Origin of the sequence: Actinomycetospora succinea, assembly GCF_004363095.1 — a bacterium.
GTDB lineage: Bacteria > Actinomycetota > Actinomycetes > Mycobacteriales > Pseudonocardiaceae > Actinomycetospora > Actinomycetospora succinea.
Map to the genome: position 1 here is coordinate 11,733 of NZ_SNYO01000015.1, position 22,670 is coordinate 34,402.

Annotated in this window: 20 protein-coding genes; 2 read left to right on the top strand and 18 right to left on the bottom strand. The window is 73.0% G+C overall.

What is annotated here, in order from left to right:
- The first annotated feature begins 57 nt into the window (after nucleotides 1–57).
- Nucleotides 58–1,116 carry an MBL fold metallo-hydrolase gene (locus tag EV188_RS29990; RefSeq protein ID WP_133830017.1) on the top strand — a complete coding sequence of 353 codons (1,059 nt, stop codon included), beginning with the start codon at nucleotides 58–60 and terminating at the stop codon, nucleotides 1,114–1,116.
- Nucleotides 1,117–1,157: 41 nt separating this feature from the next.
- Entirely contained in the window at nucleotides 1,158–2,087 is a 930-nt protein-coding gene (gene rarD, locus EV188_RS29995; RefSeq protein WP_243742100.1) for an EamA family transporter RarD, read from the top strand.
- A gap of 29 nt (nucleotides 2,088–2,116) precedes the next feature.
- Here rarD and EV188_RS30000 read toward each other — a convergent pair whose 3' ends face one another.
- The 18 genes from EV188_RS30000 to EV188_RS30085 all read right to left on the bottom strand — a co-directional run bounded on the left by EV188_RS30000 (nucleotide 2,117) and on the right by EV188_RS30085 (nucleotide 22,668).
- Nucleotides 2,117–3,169, bottom strand: a complete 1,053-nt coding sequence (locus EV188_RS30000) for a polyprenyl synthetase family protein (protein WP_133830018.1) — start codon at nucleotides 3,167–3,169, stop codon at nucleotides 2,117–2,119.
- Complete coding sequence (gene nuoN, locus EV188_RS30005; protein ID WP_424922966.1) at nucleotides 3,139–4,794, bottom strand: NADH-quinone oxidoreductase subunit NuoN; 1,656 nt, start codon at nucleotides 4,792–4,794, stop codon at nucleotides 3,139–3,141. Before nuoN ends, EV188_RS30000 begins: the two co-directional genes overlap by 31 nt.
- 17 nt (nucleotides 4,795–4,811) lie before the next feature.
- Nucleotides 4,812–6,431 (bottom strand): NADH-quinone oxidoreductase subunit M, encoded by a 1,620-nt coding sequence (locus tag EV188_RS30010; RefSeq protein WP_133830020.1) that lies wholly within the window; start codon nucleotides 6,429–6,431, stop codon nucleotides 4,812–4,814.
- Entirely contained in the window at nucleotides 6,428–8,428 is a 2,001-nt protein-coding gene (gene nuoL / locus EV188_RS30015; protein ID WP_424922963.1) for an NADH-quinone oxidoreductase subunit L, read from the bottom strand. Before nuoL ends, EV188_RS30010 begins: the two co-directional genes overlap by 4 nt.
- A gap of 16 nt (nucleotides 8,429–8,444) precedes the next feature.
- A complete protein-coding gene (gene nuoK / locus EV188_RS30020; protein ID WP_133830021.1) occupies nucleotides 8,445–8,744 on the bottom strand; it encodes an NADH-quinone oxidoreductase subunit NuoK in 300 nt (99 codons plus the stop codon).
- Nucleotides 8,741–9,622 (bottom strand): NADH-quinone oxidoreductase subunit J, encoded by an 882-nt coding sequence (locus EV188_RS30025; RefSeq protein WP_424922967.1) that lies wholly within the window; start codon nucleotides 9,620–9,622, stop codon nucleotides 8,741–8,743. Before EV188_RS30025 ends, nuoK begins: the two co-directional genes overlap by 4 nt.
- Before the next feature lie 32 nt (nucleotides 9,623–9,654).
- Nucleotides 9,655–10,254 (bottom strand): NADH-quinone oxidoreductase subunit NuoI, encoded by a 600-nt coding sequence (gene nuoI / locus EV188_RS30030; RefSeq protein ID WP_133830022.1) that lies wholly within the window; start codon nucleotides 10,252–10,254, stop codon nucleotides 9,655–9,657.
- On the bottom strand, nucleotides 10,254–11,570 hold the full coding sequence (gene nuoH / locus EV188_RS30035) for an NADH-quinone oxidoreductase subunit NuoH (RefSeq protein ID WP_133830023.1): 1,317 nt from the start codon (nucleotides 11,568–11,570) through the stop codon (nucleotides 10,254–10,256). The genes nuoI and nuoH overlap by 1 nt, the downstream gene beginning before the upstream one ends.
- Nucleotides 11,567–14,284 (bottom strand): NADH-quinone oxidoreductase subunit G, encoded by a 2,718-nt coding sequence (locus EV188_RS30040; RefSeq protein ID WP_243742101.1) that lies wholly within the window; start codon nucleotides 14,282–14,284, stop codon nucleotides 11,567–11,569. The genes nuoH and EV188_RS30040 overlap by 4 nt, the downstream gene beginning before the upstream one ends.
- Entirely contained in the window at nucleotides 14,281–15,618 is a 1,338-nt protein-coding gene (nuoF, locus tag EV188_RS30045; protein ID WP_133830024.1) for an NADH-quinone oxidoreductase subunit NuoF, read from the bottom strand. The genes EV188_RS30040 and nuoF overlap by 4 nt, the downstream gene beginning before the upstream one ends.
- The gene (nuoE, locus tag EV188_RS30050) at nucleotides 15,615–16,310 is read right to left on the bottom strand and encodes an NADH-quinone oxidoreductase subunit NuoE (RefSeq protein WP_243742113.1); all 696 of its coding nucleotides are present in this window, start codon (nucleotides 16,308–16,310) and stop codon (nucleotides 15,615–15,617) included. The genes nuoF and nuoE overlap by 4 nt, the downstream gene beginning before the upstream one ends.
- A 116-nt stretch (nucleotides 16,311–16,426) precedes the next feature.
- Entirely contained in the window at nucleotides 16,427–17,749 is a 1,323-nt protein-coding gene (locus EV188_RS30055) for an NADH-quinone oxidoreductase subunit D (protein ID WP_133830026.1), read from the bottom strand.
- A complete protein-coding gene (locus EV188_RS30060; RefSeq protein ID WP_133830027.1) occupies nucleotides 17,746–18,546 on the bottom strand; it encodes an NADH-quinone oxidoreductase subunit C in 801 nt (266 codons plus the stop codon). The genes EV188_RS30055 and EV188_RS30060 overlap by 4 nt, the downstream gene beginning before the upstream one ends.
- Nucleotides 18,536–19,132, bottom strand: coding sequence for a NuoB/complex I 20 kDa subunit family protein (locus EV188_RS30065; RefSeq protein WP_133830028.1), 597 nt, complete (start codon nucleotides 19,130–19,132; stop codon nucleotides 18,536–18,538). The genes EV188_RS30060 and EV188_RS30065 overlap by 11 nt, the downstream gene beginning before the upstream one ends.
- Before the next feature lie 2 nt (nucleotides 19,133–19,134).
- Nucleotides 19,135–19,500 carry an NADH-quinone oxidoreductase subunit A gene (locus EV188_RS30070; protein ID WP_133830029.1) on the bottom strand — a complete coding sequence of 122 codons (366 nt, stop codon included), beginning with the start codon at nucleotides 19,498–19,500 and terminating at the stop codon, nucleotides 19,135–19,137.
- 191 nt (nucleotides 19,501–19,691) lie between these two features.
- Nucleotides 19,692–21,038 carry a geranylgeranyl reductase family protein gene (locus EV188_RS30075; protein ID WP_133830030.1) on the bottom strand — a complete coding sequence of 449 codons (1,347 nt, stop codon included), beginning with the start codon at nucleotides 21,036–21,038 and terminating at the stop codon, nucleotides 19,692–19,694.
- Between the two features lie 290 nt (nucleotides 21,039–21,328).
- The gene (locus EV188_RS30080) at nucleotides 21,329–22,081 is read right to left on the bottom strand and encodes a demethylmenaquinone methyltransferase (RefSeq protein ID WP_133830031.1); all 753 of its coding nucleotides are present in this window, start codon (nucleotides 22,079–22,081) and stop codon (nucleotides 21,329–21,331) included.
- Nucleotides 22,078–22,668, bottom strand: a complete 591-nt coding sequence (locus EV188_RS30085) for a DUF3592 domain-containing protein (protein ID WP_166660170.1) — start codon at nucleotides 22,666–22,668, stop codon at nucleotides 22,078–22,080. The genes EV188_RS30080 and EV188_RS30085 overlap by 4 nt, the downstream gene beginning before the upstream one ends.
- Between the last annotated feature and the right edge of the window lie 2 nt (nucleotides 22,669–22,670).

Consider the following 22,670-nt stretch of genomic DNA (forward strand, 5'->3'; position numbering starts at 1 on the left):
TCCCCTCCGCCCGCCGTCGCCGCACCATGCGGCGACGGACGGGTGGAGGAGGCGTAGGTGTGCGACGACGGATCGGTCGCGGGGGCCGCGCAGGCGGTGCCCCGGCAGGCCCTCGGCGAGGCCGTGGACCCGATCGCGCTGGAGCCCGTCGACGAGGTCGAGGTGACCACGCTCGTCGACAACGTCTACGACGCGCTCCTGGTCGGTGACGAGCGCGCGCGGCGGCCCGGTTTCACCGTCGGGAGCGCCGATGCGCCGCAGTTCGAGGGCGGCCGGACCGCGGTCGGTCTGGTCGCCGAGCACGGGTTCGCGGCGCTGGTGACGGTCCGGCGTGGCCCCACGACGACGACGCTGCTGTTCGACACCGGCCTGTCCCCGGACGCGCTGGTCGTCAACGCCGACCGGCTGGGCGTCGACCTCACCGCGATCCAGGGCGTCGTCCTCAGCCACGGGCACTTCGACCACGCGGGCGGGCTCGCCGGTCTGGCCCGGCGGCTCGGGCCGGCGCGGATGCCGATGGTCGTGCACCCGCGCGCCTGGACGCGCCGCCGCCTCTCCGTGCCCGGCCGCGAGCCCGACGAGCTGCCGACCCTCAGCCCGCGCGCCCTGGACGGCGAGGGGTTCGCGCTGCTCGAGCGGCGCGAGCCGAGCCTCCTGGTCGACGGATCGGTGCTGCTGACCGGCGAGGTCGACCGGACCACCGAGTTCGAGCGGGGCATGCCCCCGGCGCACCAGGCCTGGACCGGCACGGCGTGGGAGCACGACCCCCTCGTCGTCGACGACCAGGCGCTCGTCGTCCACCTCCGCGGCCGCGGGCTCGTGGTCCTCACCGGCTGCGGGCACGCCGGCGCCGTCAACATCGTCCGCCACGCCCGGCGCCTCACGGGGGTGCCGCGCCTGCACGCGCTGCTCGGCGGGCTGCACCTGGGCGGGCCCTGGTTCGAGCCGGTGATCGGCCCGACGGTGACGGCGCTGACCGAGCTCGACCCGGCGCTCGTCGTCCCGGGCCACTGCACCGGGTGGCGCGCCCAGCACGCGCTCGCCGCCGCGCTGCCCGGCGCGTGGAGCCAGGGCAGCTCGGGCTCGGCATTCCGGCTGGTCGCGCCTGCGGCGTGAGTCATCCCGCACGGCCGCCCACTCCGTGGTGAAGTGCAGAGGTGGCCACCGTCGACCCGTCCCTGGAGACGGTCGACGCGGATCGGCGGGGCGGGGGCGTCGGTCGCGGCTACGCGGCCGCGGTCACCGCCTACGTCCTGTGGGGCGTCTCGCCGGCGTTCTGGCCGCTGCTGGCGCCCGCGGACGCCGTCGAGTCCGTCGCCCACCGGGTGGCGTGGACGCTGCTCGGCATGCTGGCCGTCATCACGGTCGCGCGCCGGTGGTCGGACCTGCGGGGCCTCTCGTGGCGCACCTGGCTGCTGATCACGGCCGGGTCGGTGCTCATCGGGATGAACTGGGGCACCTACATCTGGGCCACCACCCACGACCACGTCGTCGACGCGGCGCTGGGCTACTACGGCACGCCGCTGGTGGCGGTGCTGCTCGCCGTGCTGGTGCTCCACGAGCGCCTGCGCCCGGCGCAGTGGGTGGCGATCGGGCTGGCGGCGGCCGCGGTCACCGTGCTGACCGTCGGGACCGGGCGGCTGCCCTGGATCACGCTGGTGCTGGCGGTGAGCTTCGGGGTCTACGGGCTGGTCAAGAAGCGGGTGCCGCTCGACCCGATCCCCGGGCTGACCGCCGAGGGCTTCCTGCTGGGCCCGCTGGCGATCGTGTTCATCGTCGTCATCCAGGTCATGGGGATCGGGACGTTCACCGGCCACGGCGTCGGGCACGCGCTGCTGCTGGTGGCCGCGGGACCGATCACGGCGATCCCGCTGCTGCTCTTCGCCGCGGGCGCGAAGCGGCTGTCGCTCGCCACCCTGGGCGTGCTGCAGTACATCAACCCGACCCTGCAGTTCCTCTTCGGCGTCTTCGTCGCCGGCGAGGAGATGCCGGTGTCGCGCTGGATCGGGGTGAGCCTGGTCTGGGCCGCCCTGCTGATCTTCACGGTGGATGCGCTGCGCGCACGTGAGGGGAATGGGTCGTCATGACGACCCATTCCACTCACGTGGCGGAGCCATCACCCCGTCCGGGCGATCGTGTAGTCGAGGAGGGCCTCGAGGGCCCGGCGGGCGGGGCCGTCGGGCAGCGTCGCGAGCTCCGCGCGGGCGGCGTCGGCGCGGGCGTCGAGGGCCGCGCGCGCCTCGTCGAGGCCCCGCGAGCCGCGCAGCAGCTCGAGCGCCTCGCCGACCTCCGGGTCGCCCAGCTCGCGGGTCCCCACGCCCAGCTCGCGCAGCCGGGGCACCTCGGGGCCGTCGCCGGCGAGCGCGTAGAGCACCGGGAGCGTCGCGACGCCCTCACGCAGGTCGGTGCCCGGGGTCTTGCCCGAGTCACCGGACGGCGAGGCGATGTCGATGATGTCGTCGGAGACCTGGAAGGCGGTCCCGATGATCTCCCCGAACCGGCGCATCGCCGTCACGTGCTCGTCGGGGGCCCCCGCGAACATCGCCCCGAAGCGTCCCGACGTGGCGATCAGCGAGCCCGTCTTCTCGGCCACGACCGCCAGGTAGTGGTCGATCGGGTCCTCGCCGTCGCGGGCCCCGCGGGTCTCCCGCATCTGGCCCGTGACGAGCTCGGCGAACGTCTCGGCGATGATCCGGACCGCCTCGGGCCCCAGCTGCGACACGAGCCGCGAGGCGTGGGCGAACAGGTAGTCGCCGGTGAGGATCGCGATCGAGTTGTCCCAGCGGGCGTTGGCGCTGTCGGCGCCCCGGCGCATCACGGCCTCGTCCATGACGTCGTCGTGGTACAGCGTCGCCAGGTGCACGAGCTCCACCGACGTCGCCGCGACGACCACGTCCTCCGACGTCCCGCCGGCGAGCTGGGCGGCGAGCAGCGTCAGCAGCGGGCGGAACCGTTTGCCGCCGGCCTCGATGAGGTGCAGCGACGTGTCGGTGACGAACCGGTAGTCGCTGTGCACCTCGCGGCGCAGCAGTTCCTCGACGCGGTCGAGGCCGTCGCTCACCGCGGCGGCGAGGTCGGGGTCGGCGATGGGCAGGCCGGCGACCTGGGTCAGCGCGGGATCGGGTGCGGACACGTTCCCTAGCCTAAGAAGGACAGGCCGTCGGCCCATCCCAGGACGGCGGTCGGCACGACACCGAGGAGCAGGGTCACCACGACCCCCAGTGTGATCGCCACCGTCGTGAAGGGGCCAGGCACGCTGACGGTCGGGCCGTCGGCGGCGGGCTCCGAGAAGTACATGAGCACGATGAGCCGCAGGTAGAAGAACGCCGCCACCGCGCTGACCACCAGGGCCACGATGACCAGCGGCGTCATGCCGTCGGCCAGGGCCGCGGAGAACACCGCGAACTTGGCGGTGAAGCCGCTGGTCAGCGGGATCCCGGCGAGCGCCAGCATGAGGAACGTCACCGCGGCCGCGACCACCGGCGAGCGCTTCCCGAGCCCCGCCCACGCCGAGAGGTGCGTCGCCTCCCCGTCCGGGCCGCGCACGAGCGAGACGAGCCCGAACAGCGCGACGGTCGTGAACCCGTAGGCGAGCAGGTAGAACAGCGTCGCCGAGAGACCGGCCGGCGTGATGGCCATCGCCCCGAGCAGCAGGAAGCCCGCGTGCGCCACCGACGAGTACGCGATCATGCGCTTGACGTCGGTCTGCGTGAGCCCGAGCACCGCGCCGATCACCATCGACGCGATCGCGACGGCCCACAGCACGCCGCGCCACTCCCACACCGTCGAGCCGAACGCGACGGTGAACACCCGCAGGATCGCGCCGAACGCGGCCACCTTGGTGCAGGCCGCCATGAACGCGGTCACCGACGTCGGCGCGCCCTGGTAGACGTCCGGGGTCCAGGTGTGGAACGGGCCCACCGACGCCTTGAACATCAGCCCGACGACGAGCAGCGCGAGGCCGCCGAACAGCAGCGAGTCCGGGCGCAGCGAGCCCGCGGCCGCCTGCGAGATGTCCGCGAGCTTCACCGAGTCCGCGTAGCCGTAGAGCAGCGCGAGCCCGTAGAGGAAGAACGCCGAGGAGAACGCGCCGAGCAGGAAGTACTTGACCGCCGACTCCTGGCTCATCAGCCGCTTGCGCCGGGCCAGGCCGCAGAGCAGGTACAGCGGCAGGCTGAGGACCTCGAGGGCGATGAACATCGTCAGCAGGTCGTCCGCGGCGCAGAAGACGAGCATGCCGCCGAGCGCGAACAGGACGAACGGGTGGATCTCGGTGTGGCCCTCGACGGTGTCGCGGGCCCGCAGGGCGCGGCCGCGCCCGCCGTCGCGACCGGCGCCGTCACGACCCGCGCCGTCGCCGCCCCCGGTGCGCGCCCGGGACCGGCCGCCGCCCCCGCTGCGCGCGCCGACCGCGACGCGCGCCTCGCGGGCCTTCTCCTTCTCCTCGGCCTCGCCCAGCGCCACCGGGTCGGCGACGAACGCCCCGCCCGGCTCGACGGAGCGGTCGGCGAGCAGCAGCACGCTCGGGATCGCCAGCGCGAGCAGCGTGCCCCACAGGAAGAGCGCCGGCCCGTCGACGGCCAGGGCGCCCGCGAGCGTCGTCACCGCCGGCGCGCCGGACGTCGACCGGACGATGACGGCCAGCAGACCCGCCACGACCACGAGCAGGGTGAACCCGAGCTGTACCCGGCCGCGCACGCGCCACGGGAGCAGGGCCTCGAGCAGCACCGAGACGCACGCCCCGCCGAGGACGATCAGGACGGGCGCGATGGCGCCGTAGTCGATCGTCGGCATCGCCGACGTCAGCGGGCTCATCGCGCCACTCCGTTCTGGGTCACGGGGTCGGGCACGCCGACCTCGCTCATGGTCGCCGCCACCGTCGGGTCGAGGACCTCGAGGACCGGACCGGGGAAGAAGCCGAGGACGAGGATCAGGGCGACCAGCGGGGTGAGCAGCGCGATCTCGCCGCGGTTCAGATCGCCGAACCGGGCGGTGGTGCGCCGCATCCAGGAGTCGTCGCCGGTCTCCGTGCCGAAGGTCGCCGCCGACGCCGCCCCCGGGCCGTCCCCGACGACGGCGGCGCCGCGCAGCGGGCCGGTCATCGTGCGCTGGAAGACCCAGAGCATGTACAGGGCGGCGAAGACGATGCCGACGGTCGCGATCACCGTGAACGCCGGCTGGTTCGGGAACGACCCCAGCAGCACGAGGAACTCGCTGATGAACGAGTTCGTGCCGGGCAGGGCGATCGTCGAGAGCCCGGCGACGAGGAACATGCCGGCCAGCAGCGGGGCGGCCCGCCCGACGCCGCCGTACTCGGTCATGTCGGCGGTGCCGCCGCGGCGGATCAGCAGGCCGACGACGAGGAAGAGCATCGCGGTCGAGATGCCGTGGTTGACCATGTAGAGCGCCGACCCGGCGATCGACTGCGACGAGAACGCGAAGATGCCGAGCGCGATGAAGCCGAAGTGCGCGATCGACGTGTAGGCGACGAAGCGCTTGAGGTCGGTCTGCGCGGCGGCCAGCAGGGCGCCGTAGAGCACGCCGATCACCGCGAGGGTCAGCACGAGCGGGGCGAGCTCCCGCGACGCGGCGGGGAACAGCGGCAGCGTGTAGCGCAGGAACCCGAACGTGCCGACCTTGTCCAGCAGGCCCAGCAGGATGATGCTGCCCGCGATCGGGGCCTCGGCACCGGCGTCGGGCAGCCACGTGTGGAACGGCACCAGCGGCGCCTTGATCGCGAACGCGGCGAAGAACCCGAGGAAGAGCGGGATCTGGGTCGACAGCGGCAGCTGCGCGGCCATCCCCTGCAGCGCGGTCCAGTCGAAGGTCCCCTGGCCCAGACGCGTGTCGCTCGCGACGAACAGCCCGATCACCGACGCGAGCATGATCAGGCCGCCGAGGAACGAGTACAGGAAGAACTTCACCGCGGCGTACTGGCGGCGCGGCCCGCCGAAGCGTCCGATGAGGAAGTACATCGGGATGAGCATCGCCTCGAACAGGACGTAGAACAGGAACACGTCCGTCGCCGCGAAGACGCCGACGAGCACGCCCTGGGTCGCGAGGATCAGCGCGGTGAACCCGGCGCCCGTGCGCCCCGGGGGCAGCTTGTCGGCCGCCGCGAAGACCAGCACGATCGGCACGAGCACCGAGAGCAGCGCGATCATCGTGAGCGCGATGCCGTCGAGCCCGAGGGCGAACGACACCCCGAAGGCCGGGATCCACTCGACGGAGAGGCTCCCCTGGAACCGGGGCGCGTCAGGCGCCGTGCTGAACAGCGACCAGACGATCACCACGAGCACCAGCGAGACCGCGGAGAACCCGAGCCCGACGGCGCGGGCCGCCCGGTCCAGGTTCTCGCGGCCCGCCATCACGCCGCAGACGGCGGCTCCGATCAGCGGGAGCAGTAGCAGGGCCAGCAGCAGCGCGCTCATCCGGCGCCGCCCACGACGAGCAGGGCCGCGACGAGCACGACGGAGCCTCCCAGGATGGTCAGGGCGTAGGAGCGGACGAAGCCGGTCTGCGTGCGCCGCAGGCGGCCCGACGAGCCGCCCAGGAGGGCGGCGATGCCGTTGACGGCCCCGTCGACGCCGCGGTTGTCGAGGTAGACCAGCGCCCGCGAGAGCCAGATGCCCGGGCGGGCGATGATGCCCTCGTTGATCGTGTTCGCGTACAGGTCCGCGCGGGCGGCCCGCACCGGCAGGCTGACCCGCTGCGGGCGCTCGACCGGCACCTCGCGGCGCCCGACGAGCACGTAGGCCAGGCCGGCGCCGGCGAGCATCATCACCGTCGCGACATACGGGACCAGCCCGACCGGGAAGGCCGCGGGCAGGTCGTGGGGCTCGATCGGCGCGCCGAGCGAGGCCTCCAGGTAGGTGCCCAGGCGCTCGCCGCCGACGAGGAACGCGCCCGCGCCCACCGACCCGATCGCGAGCAGCACCATCGGCGCCGTCATCGCCGCGACCGACTCGTGCGGGTGGTAGTGCTCGGGCGGGTCCTCGAGGTCGGCGCCGTCGATGCGCCGTGGGTGCAGGTCCTTCCAGCGCTCGGGCCCGAAGAACGTCATGAGCATCAGGCGCGTCATGTAGAACGCGGTGAGCCCGGCGGCGCCGAGCGTGGCGATGCCGAAGATCCAGCCGGCGACGGGACCCGCGGTCAGCGAGGCCTCGATGATCAGGTCCTTCGTGTAGAAGCCCGAGAGGAACGGGAAGCCGATCAGGGCCAGGTAGCCTGCGGTGAACGTCCAGAACGTCACCGGCATGTGCCGCCACAGCCCGCCGAAGCGGCGCATGTCCGTCTCGTCGGCCATCCCGTGCATCACCGAGCCGGCCCCGAGGAACAGGCCGGCCTTGAAGAACCCGTGGGCGAGCAGGTGGGCCAGCGCCGCGGCGTAGCCGACCGGTCCGAGCCCGACGGCCAGCATCATGTAGCCGATCTGGCTGACCGTGGAGTACGCCAGCACCTTCTTGATGTCGTCGTACGCGCACCCGATGATCGCGCCGAGCACCAGGGTGATCGCGCCGATGATCGTCACGACGAGCTGCCCGACCGGCGCCAGGTCGTAGAGCGGGTTCGCGCGGGCGATGAGGTAGACGCCGGCGGTGACCATCGTGGCGGCGTGGATGAGCGCCGACACCGGGGTCGGGCCCTCCATGGCGTCGGGGAGCCAGGCCTGCAGCGGGAACTGACCCGACTTGCCGCACGCGCCGAGCAGCAGGAGCAGGGTGATCGCGGTCAGGGCGCCGGGCGAGATCTCGCCGGCCCGCGCGAACACCTCGCCGTACTGGGTGGTGCCCAGCTCGAGGAACAGCAGGAAGATCGCCAGCGCGAGCCCGACGTCACCGACGCGGTTCATCAGGAACGCCTTCTTGGCCGCGCTGCCCGCCGACCGGCGTCCCGTGTAGAAGCCGATCAGCAGGTAGGACGCGAGACCGACGCCCTCCCAGCCGAGGTAGAGCGTCACGAACCCGTTGCCGAGGACGAGCACGAGCATCGCCGCGACGAACAGGTTGAGCTGCGCGAAGAACTTGCGGCGGTTCGGGTCGTGGGACATGTAGCCCACGGAGTAGATGTGGATCAGCGACCCGACACCGGTGATGAGCAGGGCGAACGTCAGCGACAGCGGGTCGATCCGCAGCCCGAACTCGACGTTCAGCGCGCCGACGGCGATCCAGTCGTAGAGCCCGAGGTCGCGGACCCGCTCCTCGGCGGGCAGCCCGAGCGACCCGGCGAACAGGACCGCGGCGACGACGAAGGAGGCGACGACCGTCGCGACGCCGAGGACGTGTCCCCAGCGGTCGGTGCGACGGCCCCCGACGAACAGCACGAGCGCGCCCAGGGCGGGCAGCGCCGCGAGGAGCCAGGCCGCGCTCGCAGCGCCCTCGGCGGGGAGCACCGGGGGGAGCGGGGCGGCGGCCAGCAGAGACGACACGACTCTTCGAACCCCCTCAGTACTTCAGTAGGTTCGCGTCGTCGACCGAGGTCGTCCGGCGCGTGCGGAAGATGGCCATGATGATCGAGAGTCCGACGACGACCTCGGCCGCCGCGACGACCATGACGAAGAAGGCCATGATCTGACCGCCGAGCGACCCGTTGATGCGGGCGAACGTGACGAGCGTCAGGTTCACGGCGTTGAGCATGAGCTCGATGCACATGAACACGACGATGGCGTTGCGCCGGACCAGCACACCGACCGCGCCGATGGCGAACAGCAGCGCGGAGAGCAGCAGGTAGATCGTGGGGCTCATCGGGCTCCCTCGCTGTCGCCCTCGCTGAGGCGGTCGTGGGTGCTGCCGGCGCCCACGTCGGAGTCGTCCCCGCCCCGGAGGGCGCGCGCGTCGACCTCACCGGCCGGGCCGCTGTCGGACTGGACGTCGGCGATGTCGGCGTCGAGCCGCTCGCGCCGCGTCGCCTCGATGATCTTCGAGAGCGACGCCGGGGCGACCGAGCCGTCGGGGAGCAGCGCCGGGGTGGCGACCGAGTCGGCGGTCGCGAAGACACCGGGCCCGGACCGCGAGCCGTAGCCGGCCAGCGGGCCGCGCAGGCGCTCGACGACCCGCTCGCGCTGGCTGGCCTGCTTGCGGCGGGCCTGGCCGGCAAAGGTGTAGACCATCGCGCCGACGGCGGCGGTGATCAGCAGCGCCGAGGTCAGCTCGAAGGGCAGCAGGTAGTCGCGGAAGATGCTGGTGCCGAGGGCCTGGACGTTGCCGCGCGCCTCGGGGCCGTAGGACGGGCCGAGCCCCACCGGGCCCACCGCCGAGAGCGTCTCGGCGACCGCGGCCACCGCGAGCCCGCCGAGCCCGACGCCGAGCACCGCCGCGGCCAGCCGCTGGCCGCGCAGCACCTCGACCACGGAGTCCGAGGCGTCGCGCCCGACCATCATCAGCACGAACACGAACAGCATCATGATCGCGCCGGTGTAGACGATGATCTGCGTGAACCCGAGGAACGGCGCCTGCTGGACCATGTAGAGCACGCCCAGCGAGAGCATGGTCATCACGAGCCACAGCGCCGAGTGCACGGCGTTCCGCGCGAAGACCATGCCGAGGCCGCCGGCGAGGGCGACCGGGCCGAGGATCCAGAACGCGACCGACTCGCCGGTGGACATCTCCCCGCCGCCCGTCATCGGCGCGGCGGCCAGCAGGGCGTTCACGGTGCTCACCGCGCCTCCTGCGTGGGCACGGCGTCGGGCGTCGCGGCCCCCGACACCATCGGGATCTCCTCGCGGACCTGGTCCTGGACGTCGGGGCGCCGCGCCATCTCCGGGCCCTGCACGTAGTAGTCCTGCTCGTTCTCGCCGAGACGCATCGGGTGCGGCGGCTGCTCCATCCCCGGCAGCAGCGGGGCGAGCAGGCGGTCCTTGTCGTAGATCAGGTCCTGGCGGTCGTCGTCGGCGAGCTCGTACTCGTTGGTCATCGTCAGCGACCGCGTCGGGCACGCCTCGATGCACAGGCCGCAGCCGATGCAGCGCAGGTAGTTGATCTGGTAGATCGCGCCGTAGCGCTCACCGGGCGAGAAGCGCTCCTCGTCGGTGTTGTCGCCACCCTCGACGTAGATCGCGTCGGCCGGGCAGGCCCAGGCGCACAGCTCGCAGCCGACGCACTTCTCGAGGCCGTCCGGGTGCCGGTTGAGCTGGTGCCGCCCGTGGTAGCGCGGGGCGGTCACCTTCTTCACCCGCGGATAGTCCTCGGTGACGACCTTGCGGAACATCGTCGAGAAGGTGACGCCGAACCCGGCGACGCCGTCGAACATGCCCATCAGCGGTCTCCTTCCCCACTCGTGCCGGCACCCACGGTCTCGGTGGCCTGCTGGTCGTCCCGCTTGCCCGCCACCGCGCGCCGGCGCCGCTTCGGCGTCTCCGGGACCGCGAGGTCGAGCGGCGGGACGGGGTAGTCGGTGATGACCGGCGGCTCCTTGTCCTCCTCCGGGGGCGCCTGGTCCGGGATCAGCAGGGCCGCGCCGACCAGGATCACCAGCGCGATGCCGCCGACCACGAGGATCTGGCCGGTCGTGAGCTCGGTGCGCAGCACCCGCAGCGTCGCGACCAGCATCAGCCACACCAGGCTGACCGGAATGAGGAGCTTCCAGCCCAGGCGCATGAACTGGTCGTAGCGCTGGCGGGGCAGCGTGCCGCGCAGCCAGACGTAGACGAACAGGAACGCCAGCGTCTTGCCGAAGAACCAGAGCAGCGGCCACCAGCCCTCGTTCACGCCCGGGATGAGCGAGAGGGGCCAGGGGGCCATCCAGCCGCCGAGGAACAGCGTCGTGGCCACCGCCGAGAGCGTGACCATGTTGACGTACTCGGCGAGGAAGAACAGGGCGAACTTCAGCGACGAGTACTCGGTGTGGAAGCCGCCGACCAGCTCGGACTCGGCCTCGGGGAGGTCGAACGGCGCGCGGTTGGTCTCGCCGACCATCGACACCGCGAAGATCATGAAGCTGACCGGCAGCAGCCAGACGTACCAGCCGGTCGACTGCGCGGCGACGATGTCGGCGGTCGAGAGCGAGCCGGCGTAGAGGACCACCGCGATGATCGACAGGCCGAGCGCGAGCTCGTAGGAGATCACCTGGGCGGCGCTGCGCAGGCTGCCGAGCAGCGGGTACGGCGAGCCCGACGCCCAGCCGGCCAGCACGATGCCGTAGACGCCGATCGACGAGCAGGCCAGCACCACGAGCACGCCGACCGGCAGGTCGGTCAGCTGCAGGGCGGTCTGCTCACCGAAGATCGAGACCTCGGGGCCGAGCGGGATCACCGACCACGCGACGAACGCCGGCACCACCGAGAGCACCGGCGCGATGAAGAACACCGCCTTGTCCGCGAGGACGGGGCGGATGTCCTCCTTGAACGCGAGCTTGAGCCCGTCGGCGAGGCTCTGGAGCAGCCCGAACGGGCCGTTCCAGTTCGGCCCCGGCCGCTGCTGCATGCGGCCCACGACCCGGCGCTCGAACCAGATCATGAACAGCGTGATCAGCATCAGCAGGACGAAGATCACGAGGACCTTGATCAGCGTCAGCCAGAACGGGTCGTCCGCGATCAGCGACTGCGTGTACCCCGGCGGGGGGACCGGATTCACGACGAGCTCCCGTCATGCAGGCGGACGGTCCCGCCGTGGTGGAGACCGAGACCGGCGAGCGTGACGACCTCGCCGTCGAGGTGCGGGACCCGCGCCGGGGCCCACACGACGTCGTCGGGGAGGTCGGCGACCTCGACCGGCAGGATCAGCGAGCCGCGCGGGCCCTCGAGCTGCGCGGGGTCGTCCTGCGCGAACCCGAGCCGGCGCGCGGTCTGCGCCGAGACCCGGAACTTCGGCGGCCGCGCGGTGCCCGCGAGCTCCGGCTCGCCGGCCATCAGCGCGCCGCCGTCGAGCAGCTGGCGCCACGTGGCGAGGCGCAGCGCGCGGCCAGAGGTGGGGTCGACCGGGGTCTCGACGACCTCCACGACCTCGGCCACCTCGACCAGCTCGCCGTCGACCACCTCGGCGACCTCGACGTCGATCACCTCGACGTCGACGTCGGCTGCTCCGTCCGCCGACCCCTCGCCGGGAACGAACGGCGCGTTCGCTGCTTCGGACGCAGCGAGAGCGCCGTTCGTTCGCCGGGACGAGGCGAAGGTGCCGGTCGCCCCGCCGCGGTGACCGCCCAGGGCCTCGGCGACGCGGGCGAACTCGGCGGCCGTGGCCTCCGGGGTCTGGGTGAACAGGTCGACGTCCATCTCGACGGCGAGGGTGTCGAGCACCCGACAGTCGGGCAGCGTCGTCGCCGCCGTGCCGCCGACCCGGCCCGCGGAGCCGCCGGACGGGTCGATGGTGGTGGCGAAGCGGCGGTCGCGGCCCTCCCAGTTGCGGAAGGTCCCCGCCTTGTTGATCACCGGTGCGACCGGGAGCACGACGTCGGCGCGGTCGGTGACCTCGGTGCGCCGCTGCTCGAGCGACACGACGACGTCGGCGGTCTCGAGGGCGCGCCGCGCGAGGTCCGGGTCGGGCAGGTCGTCGAGCGCGACGCCGCCGACGACCAGGCCGGCGAGCTCGCCGTCGGCCGTCGCCCGCAGGATCTCGCCGAGGTCGCGCCCGGCGTCCGAGGGCAGCTCGGTCACGCCCCAGCGGGATGCGAGCTCGGCCCGGGCGGCGGCGTCGGCGACGGGCGCGCCGCCGGGCAGCACGGTCGGCAGGGCGCCGGCGTCGAGCGCGCCCCGCTCCCCCGCCCGGCGCGGGATCCAGGCGACCCTGGCCCCGGTCCGCGCGCCGAGGTCGGCGACCGCGGCGTAGAGGCCGGGCACCTGCGCGGCCCGCTCGCCGACGAGCACGACGGCACCGGGCTTCGCGAGGTCCGCCGCGACGGGGTCGGGCAGCGTCCCGAGGGCGGTGACCTCGTCGCCCGGCGCGCAGCGGACCAGCCGGCTGCCGGTCTTCACGACCGCGGGCGTCGACCACTGCGAGAGGTGGTGCACCGCGGTGCCCGTCCGCGCCGCCTTGCGCAGGCGCAGGAAGACGACCGGCGCCTCCTCCTCGGGCTCGAGCGCCACGCACAGCACCGCGGGCGCGCTCTCGAGGGCGTCGAAGGAGACGTGGTCGGGGCCGGTGCCCGCGACCCGCGTGCCGAGGAAGTCCAGCTCCTCGTCCGAGGCCGCGCGCGCCCGAGCGTCGACGTCGTTGGTGCGCAGCGCGAGGCGGGCGAACTTGGCGTAGGCGTAGCCGTCCTCGACGGTCACGCGCCCGCCGGGCAGCACGCCGACGCCCTGCTTGCGGTGGCCCTCCTCGTCCTCGGGGCCCTGGCCGTCGCGCGCCGCGACGAGCAGCTGCGCCGCGCGCTCGAGGGCCTCGGTCCACGAGGTCTCCGCCAGCTCGCCGTCGTCGCCGCGCACCATCGGCCGCAGCAGGCGGTCGGCGGCCTGGGTGTAGCGGAACGCGAAGCGGGTCTTGTCGTCGATCCACTCCTCGTTGACCTCGGGGTCGTCGCCCGCCAGCACGCGGGTGACCGCGCCGCGGCGCCAGTCGCGCCGGACCGCGGCGCCCGAGGAGTCGTGCTCGGAGACGCCGGGCGTCGACACGAGGTCGAACGGCCGCGAGCGGAAGCGGTAGGACGCCGAGGTCAGCGCGCCGACCGGGCAGATCTGGATGGTGTTGCCGGAGAAGTAGGACTGGAAGTCCTCGCCCTCGCCGAAGGCGGTCTCCTCGGTGCCGATCTGCTGGTGCGCGCCGCGCTCGAGCAGCTCGATGAACTGGTCGCCCGCGATCTGACGGGAGAACCGGGTGCAGCGCTGGCAGAGCACGCAGCGCTCGCGGTCGAGCAGCACCTCGTCGGAGATCGGCAGCGGCTTCGCGAACGTCCGCTTCTCCTCGACGAACCGCGACTCCGCCCGCCCCGAGGACATCGCCTGGTTCTGCAGGGGGCACTCGCCGCCCTTGTCGCAGATCGGGCAGTCCAGCGGGTGGTTGATGAGCAGCAGCTCCATGACGCCCTGCTGCGCCTTGTCGGCCACCGGCGAGGTCATCTGGGTGTTGACGACCATGTCCTGGGCGACGGTCATCGTGCAGCTGGCCTGCGGCTTGGGCATCTTGCGCCCGCCCATCTCCACCTCGACCAGGCACTGGCGGCAGGCGCCGGCCGGGTCGAGCAGGGGGTGGTCGCAGAAGCGCGGGACGACGATGCCGAGCCGCTCGCACGTGCGGATGAGCAGCTCGCCCTGCGGGGCGTCGACGACGCGGTCGTCGATCGTCAGCCGGACGTGCCCCTCCGGCACGGGAGGGAGGTCGTCGTCGGCGGTGGTCTTCTCCGGTGCCTGGGTCACGCGCTGGCTCCGCTCAGTTCCACGATGCGGTCGACCTCGGGGTGGCGGCGCTGCGCCGTGCAGAGGTCGACGAACTCCTGCCGGAAGTACTTGATGCCGCTGGTGATCGGCGAGACCGCGCCGTCGCCGAGGGCGCAGAAGGAGCGGCCGAGGACGTTGTCGCAGACGTCGAGCAGCGTGTCGATGTCGGCCTCGGTGCCCTCGCCGTCGACCATCCGGCGCAGGATGCCGGCGAGCCAGTAGCAGCCTTCGCGGCACGGCGTGCACTTCCCGCACGACTCGTGCTCGTAGAACTCGGTCCACTTCATGACCGCCCACGGGACCGACACGGTCTCGTTGAAGATCATGAGCGCGGTGGTGCCGAGCATCGAGCCGGCCTCGGTGGCGCCCTCGAAGTCCAGCGGGACGTCGAGGTGCTCGTCGGTCAGCAGCGGGGTCGACGAGCCGCCAGGCGTCCAGAACTTCAGCGGGATGCCGTCCTTCATGCCCCCCGCGAGCTCGAGGAGCTGGCGCAGCGTCGTGCCCAGCGGCGCCTCGTACTGTCCGGGACGCTCGACGTGCCCGGACAGCGAGTAGATCTTCGGGCCGGGCGAGCGCTCGCGGCCCATCGTGCGGAACCAGTCCTTGCCACCCGACACGATCGACGGGACGGTCGCGATCGTCTCGACGTTGTTGACGACGGTCGGCGCGGCGTAGAGGCCCGCGGTCGCCGGGAACGGCGGCTTGAGGCGCGGCTGACCCCGGCGTCCCTCGAGCGAGTCGAGCAGCGCCGTCTCCTCGCCGCAGATGTACGCGCCGGCGCCGGCGTGCACGACGATGTCGAGGTCGAACCCGGTGCCGTGGATGTTCTTGCCGAGGTGGCCCGCGTCGTAGGCCTCGCGCACCGCGGCGTGCAGGCGCCGGAGGCAGTGCACGACCTCGCCGCGCACGTAGATCGCGCAGAAGTGCGCGCGGATCGCCCAGCTCGTGATGATGCAGCCCTCGATGAGCGAGTGCGGGTCGGCCATCATCAGCGGGACGTCCTTGCAGGTCCCGGGCTCGCCCTCGTCGGCGTTGATGACGAGGTACTTCGGCTTGGCGGCCGGGCCGGTGGGCTCCTCGCCGGGCTTGGCCTGCGGGATGAAGCTCCACTTCATGCCCGTCGGGAAGCCGGCGCCGCCGCGGCCGCGCAGGCCGGAGTCCTTGATCAGCGTGATCAGGTCGTCCGGGAACGTCTGCAGCGCGGTGTCGAGCGCCTCGTAGCCGCCGAGCTCGGTGTAGTGGCGCAGCGTCCACGACTCCGGGCCGAGCCAGCGCTTGGTCAGCACCGGGGTGAGGGGGTCGGGCGTGGTCATGCGCTGTCTCCCTCGTCGGACGCGTCGGACGCGGTGGGCACGGCGGGCGCCGTCCACCCGCGCTCCTCGGCCAGCCGCGCGCCGCGCAGGCTCTCCTCGGCCGCGGACGGGCCGGCGACGGCCTCGAGACCGCCGACGGCCGGGTCGTCGTAGAACCCGGCGAGCAGCAGCTCGACCGCGCGGAAATTGGTCAGCGGCGCCCCGCGCGTCGGCGCGGGCTTCTCGCCGCGCCGCAGCGCCTCGATGATCTCGACCGCCGAGTCGACGGTCTGCTTGTCGAAGAACTCGTAGTCGACGGTGAGCACGGGCGCGAGGTCGCAGGCCGCGAGGCACTCGGCGTGCTCGATCGTCACCGCGCCGTCGGCGCTGGTCTGCTCGTGCCCGATGCCGTCGAGGCGCTCGCGCACGGCGGCGTAGATGTCGTCGCCGCCGAGGGCCGCGCACAGCGTGTTGGTGCAGACGCTGACGAGGTGGCGGCCGACGGGCTCGCGCTTGTACATCGTGTAGAAGGTCGCGACCGCCGAGACCTCGGCGGTCGTGATCTCCAGGGCCTCGGCGCAGAACGCGATGCCGGCGCGGGAGACGTGGCCCTCGACGTGCTGGACGAGGTGGAGCAGCGGCAGCAGCGCCGACCGCGGCTGCGGGTAGCGGGCGATGATCGCCGCCGCCCGGTCGCGGACCCCGTCGAACATCGAGATGTCCACGGCGGACAGGGCGGCGTGGGCGGCGGGGACCCCGCCGGCCTCGTCGATGGCGTGGTCCGGCTCGACCGGCGGCGCGGCCGGCGCCTCGGGACCCAACGCGCGGCTCATCGGTCACAACCCCCCATCACGGGATCGAGGCTCGCCAGCGCGGCGATGACGTCGGAGACCATCCCGCCCTCGGCCATCGCCGGGGCGGCCTGCAGGTTGACGAAGCTGGGGTCGCGCATGTGGACCCGCAGCGGGCGGGTGCCGCCGTCGGAGACCAGGTGCGCCGACAGCTCGCCGCGGGGCGACTCGATCGGCACGCACGCCTGCCCCGGCGGGACCTTGAAGCCCTCGGTGACCAGCTTGAAGTGGTGGATCAGGGACTCCATCGACTGGCCCATGATCCGGCGGACGTGCTCGAGCGAGTTGCCCATGCCGTCGGCGCCGATCGACAGCCGCGCGGGCCACGCGATCTTCGCGTCCTCGACCATGACCGGGCCCGGCTCGAGACGCTCCAGGGCCTGCTCGATGATCCGCAGCGACTGGCTCATCTCCTCCACCCGCAGCAGGTAGCGGGCGAAGCTGTCGGCGGCCGTGTCGGTGGGGACCTCGAAGTCGTAGTGCTCGTAGCCGAGGTACGGCTCGACCTGGCGCAGGTCCCACGCGAGCCCCGCCGAGCGCAGGATCGGGCCGGTGACGCCGAGCGCCAGGCAGCCGTCCAGCGGCAGGTAGCCGACGCCCTCGAGGCGCTGGCGCCAGATCTTGTTGCCGGTGAGCAGCTTGTGGAAGCCGGGCAGCCGGTCGCGCATGACCTTGACGAAGGCGCGGATGCGCTCCTCGTAGCCCTCGGGCAGGTCCTGGACGACCCCGCCGGGCCGGATGAACGCGTGGTTCATGCGCAGGCCGGTGAGGAACTCGAGCAGGTGCAGGACCTCCTCGCGCTCGCGGAAGCCGTTGGTCATGCCGGTGAGCGCGCCGAGCTCCATGCCGCCCGTCGCGAGGGCGACGAGGTGCGAGCCGATCCGGTTGATCTCCATCAGGAGCACGCGGATCGTCGCGGCGCGGTCGGGCACCTCGACGCCGAGCAGCCGCTCGACCGACAGGCAGTAGGCGGTCTCGTTGAACAGCGGCGCGAGGTAGTCCGCACGCGTCACGAACGTGACGCCCTGGGTCCAGGTGCGGTACTCGCAGTTCTTCTCGATGCCCGTGTGCAGGTAGCCGATGACGAGGCGCGCGTCGGTCACGGTCTCGCCGGAGAGCTCGAGCACGAGGCGCAGCACGCCGTGCGTCGACGGGTGCTGCGGCCCCATGTTGATGACGATGCGCTCGTCGCCCGCGGTCTGGTCGACCATCTCGTCCCAGTCGCCACCGGTGACCGTGTAGACGGTGCCCTCGGTGGTCTCGCGGCTGGAGGCGGCGTAGGGGTCTCGGGTCTCGGTCACGTGTACGCCCTCCGCTGATCGGGCGGCGGGATCTCCGCGTCGTGGTACTCCACGGGGATGCCGCCGAGCGGGTAGCTCTTGAGCTGCGGGTGGCCGTTCCAGTCGTCCGGCATGAGGATCCGGGTCAGGCTCGGGTGGCCCTCGAAGACCACGCCGAACATGTCCCAGGTCTCGCGCTCGTGCCAGTCGGCCGTCGGGTACACCTCGACCAGCGACGGGCAGCGGGCGTCGTCGAGCTCGAGGGCGATCTCGAGGCGCAGCCGGCGCCGGTAGGTCATCGACAGCAGGTGGGTGACGACGTGCAGCTGCTGCGGCACGCCCTCGCCGTAGTCGACCCCGGAGACGCCCGAGCAGAACTCGAAGCGCAGCGCGGGGTCGTCGCGCAGGGTGCGGGCCAGGCGCACCAGCTGCTCGCGGTTCACGTACCAGGTCATCTCGCCGCGGTCGACGGTCACCTGGTGCACGCAGGTGTCGAAGTCCGCGGCCCCGTCGTCGGCGAGTGCCGCGGTGGTCTCGTCGACGACCTCGTCGAACCAGCCGCCGTAGGGCCGCTCGGCCGGGGCCGGCGCGTAGCCGGGCAGGCGCAGGCCGCCGAAGCCGGAGGTGTCACCGGAGCCCTGGATGCCGAACATGCCCTCCCGGGCCCGTCCGGCGGTGGAGCCGCTGACGTCGCGGCGCGCGATCTCCTGGGGGCCGAAGGCGGTGCCGGCGGAGCCGGGGTTCGACGCGCCCGTCGGGCCGCTCGCGCCGCCGGCGCCGGTCCCGGGCGGCTTGGGCTTGTTCTCGTCACCAGACATGCTCGGCCTTCGCCTCCCCCGTCTTGCGGTCCTTCTTGCCGTAGACCTCGGAGGAGGGCAGCAGCTCGAGCTTCTCGCCCTGCGCCCGGCGCTCCGCGGCGAGCTCGGCGCGCACCGGGCCGAGCGGCTCGTTCTGGATCTTCTGGTGGAGCTTGAGGATCGCGTCGATCAGCATCTCGGGCCGCGGCGGGCAGCCCGGCAGGTACATGTCGACGGGCACGACGTGGTCGACGCCCTGCACGACCGCGTAGTTGTTGAACATCCCGCCCGACGACGCGCAGACGCCCATGGCGAGCACCCAGCGGGGCTCGGCCATCTGGTCGTAGATCTGGCGCAGGACGGGGGCCATCTTGTTGGTGACGCGACCCGCCACGATCATCAGGTCGGCCTGCCGCGGGCTGGGGCGGAACACCTCCATGCCGAAGCGGCCGAGGTCGTAGCGCGGGGCGCCCGAGGTCATCATCTCGATCGCGCAGCAGGCCAGCCCGAAGGTGGCGGGCCACAGCGACGCCTTGCGGGTCCAGTTGACCAGGCTCTCGACGCTGGCCAGCACGATCCCGTTCGGGAGCTTCTCTTCCAGTCCCATGTCTAGCTCCAGTCCAGCCCGCCGCGACGCCACACGTAGGCGTAGGCGAAGGCGACGGTCGCCACGAACAGCACGATCTCGACGAGGCCGAACAACCCGAGCGCGTCGATGTTCACCGCGAACGGGTAGAGGAAGACCATCTCGATGTCGAAGAGGATGAACAGCATCGCGGTGAGGTAGTAGGCCACCGGGATGCGGCCGCCGCCGGCGATCGGCTGCGGCGACGGCTCGATGCCGCACTCGTAGGCGTCGAGCTTCGCGCGGTTGTAGCGGCGCGGCCCGATGAACGGTGCGGCCGTGACGGAGAACAGCCCGAACGCGGCCGCCAGCGCGAACATGACGATGAGCGGGACGTACAGGTCCAGCATCGTCGTCTCCTTCCTCCCCGGTGCTGCGCGTCGGGAGTGCGGGTGGTGGTGGTACCGGTGCCACGGCCCACGTGCGGGGCCGTGCGGTGGATCACGCTGGTCGGGCGGACGCCGACCCTAATGAGGACCATGCCGTGGTCCCGTGGTGAGGGCGGCCTAACCCGTGCCTGACCTGGTGCTCGGACGGCCCGTCACGCCGCCGTCGACTCCCCCTTCCGGCTCCTCGTCCCGTCGGGGGCGTCGCTCAGGGGCGGCACCATGCGCAGGGCCAGCTCGAGCACGCGGTCGCCCGCGTCCCCGTCCCGCCCGTCGGTGAGCCCGGCGAAGAGCTTGAGCGCCGCGCCCATCACCCGACGCCGCGGGAGCCCGAGGCGCAGGGCGTGGTGCATGAAGCGCGGCCGGCCGAGGGCGCCCGCCGCCCGGTTGCCGACGCGGTAGTAGCGGCCGAGCTCGTGCCGGACGGCCGTGGGGTAGGCGCCGAGGGCGCGCTCGCGAGCGGGGCCCTCGGGGCGGGACAGGGCCTGCACGACGCACTCGGCGGCGAGCGCGGCGGACTGCAGGGCGTACGCGATGCCCTCGCCGCTGAACGGGTTGACCATCCCGCCGGCGTCGCCGACGAGCACGAGCCCGTCGCGGTAGACCGGCGTGCGGCTCAGGCCCATCGGCAGCGCGGCGCCGCCGATCGGGCCGGCGGCGTTCTCCTCGCGCAGCCCCCACTGCTCGGGCAGGCCGTCGAGCCAGGAGCGCAGCATCGCGCGGTAGTCGCGCTTGTCGCTCTGCTGCGTGGCGAGGACGCCGAGGCCGACGTTCGCGGTGCCGTCGCCCATCCCGAAGATCCAGCCGTAGCCGCCGTGCAGGTCGGGGCCGACGCCGGGGCCGTCGTGCAGGCCGAGGTGGGTCTCGAGGTAGTCGTCGTCGTGGCGCGGGCTCGTGTAGTAGCGGCGGACGGCGACGCCGAGCGGGCGGTCGTCGCGCTTGGCGATGCCCAGGCTCAGCGCGGTGCGCGCGCCGACGCCGTCGCAGGCGACGACGAGGGGGGCCCGGTAGGTCACCGGGGTGCGCTCGGGGCCGCGCCGGGCCTCGACGCCGGTGACCCGGCCGGTGCGCTCGTCGCGCGTCGCCCCGGCGACCGAGACGCCCTCCTCGACGCGGGCGCCGGCGGCGCGGGCGTGGTCGGCGAGCATCTGGTCGAAGTCACGGCGGGGGCGCACGAGGCCGTAGGCGGGGTAGTTCGCGAGCTCGGGCCAGTCGAGCTCGACGCTCGCGCCGCCGCCGACCACGCGCAGGCCGCGCTGGTGGCGCCAGCCGGCCTCCTCGCGGGTGTCGACGCCCAGGTCGACGAGCTGCTTCACCCCGCGCGGCGTGACCCCGTCGCCGCAGACCTTCTCCCGCGGGAACGTCGCCTTCTCGAGCACGAGGACGTCGAGTCCGGCGCGCGCCAGGTACGTCGCGACCGTGGAGCCTGCGGGACCGGCACCCACGACCACGACGTCGGCGTCGCTGTCGGGGCTGCGGCGCGCTCCGGTGGTGGCGGACACGGCGACTGCGCTCCTTGTGAATCCGTTCACTAGCGTCGCTCGGGAGTGTAGGGATCGCGTGGCGAGATCGCCCGCCGAGGGTGGTTTGGACTCGGTGACCAGCGGAGAAAGACCCAGCTCTTCCGAGCTCTCCTGGTCGCGCGAGTGCCCGGGTGTTGCAGCGTGGCGGCCACGCTGACGTTGGTCGTCAGGAAATCCGCCAGCTCGATCTGCTGATGATCGTGGCGGAAATACTGACGTTGAACGTCAGCATGGCCGCCACGCTGACACACACCCCGTGCGTCGGCGCCCTAGGAGGGCTTGGTCGCGGTGTGGAGGGCGACGATGCCGCCGGTGAGGTCGCGCCAGGCGACGGAGCGCCAGCCCGCGGCGGCTATGCGGGCGGCGAGGGCGGCCTGGTCGGGCCAGGCGCGGATCGACTCGGCGAGGTAGACGTACGCGTCGGGGTTCGAGCTGACCGCCGTCGCGACGCGGGGCAGCGCGCGCATGAGGTAGTCGGTGTACAGCCGGCGGAACGGGCCCCAGGTCGGCCGGGAGAACTCGCAGACCGCGAGCGTGCCGCCGGGGCGGGTGACGCGGGCGAACTCGGCGAGGGCGGCGTCGACGTCGACGGTGTTGCGCAGGCCGAACGAGATGACGACGGCGTCGACGGACGCGTCGGGGATCGGCAGGTGCAGCGCGTCGGCGGCCACGAAGGGCACCGCGTCCCCGACCCGCGCCCGGCCGGTGCGCAGCATGCCCAGCGAGAAGTCGGTGGCCAGGCAGCGCGCCCCGGTGCGGGCGAGCTCGACGGTGGAGACCCCGGTGCCCGCGGCGACGTCGAGCACCGTGTCGCCGGGGCCGACGGCGAGGGCCTCGCGGGTGGCCCGGCGCCAGCGGACGTCCTGGGCGAACGACAGCACGGTGTTGGTCAGGTCGTAGCGCGCCGCGACCCCGTCGAACATGTGGGCCACGGCGGCCGGGTCGCGGTCGAGCTCGGCGCGGGTGCCCTGGGACGCGGAGCGCAGCGGAGCCGGACCTTTCGACCGCGAGCGGGCGCTCACCGCGGCGCCGCCCCGGCCATCTCGGGCTCGCCGTCCTCGCGCTCATCGGACGCCGCGACCTCGTTGCGCCAGCGCGCGGCGGCCAGCGCGGCCTCGCGGCGCCGCCGGCGCGCCCGCGCGAGCAACCAGGCCGACGGGCCCACGACGGCCCACAACGCGAGCAGGCCGAGCAGCACGGGCACGAGGCCCTCGGTCCAGGTGCGGCCGGCGACGCGGACGAGCTCGGGGTCGGTGCGGTCGTACTCGACCTCGACGAGCTGGCCCGGCTCGAGCCCGCGCGGGTAGAACACGCCCTTCTCGGGGGTGAGCACCGCGCCCTCGACGGTGGTGAAGCGGACGTAGACGTGGGGCCGCGACCCGCCCTCGAGCACCTCGGCGACGGCGGCGCCCTGCGCGGCGTCGATGTGGGCGTCGTTGCGCGCGGCGCCGACGAGCACGAGCCCGAGCAGCACGCTGACCACGACACCGGCGACCACGACGATCTCCGGCGCGCGGCGGCCCGCCGGGCGGATCAGGTCGAGCGCCTCGGCGAGGAAGGGCGCGACGCGCGCGCGGGTGCGCCGCACGAGCTCGCGCCACCAGGTCACCG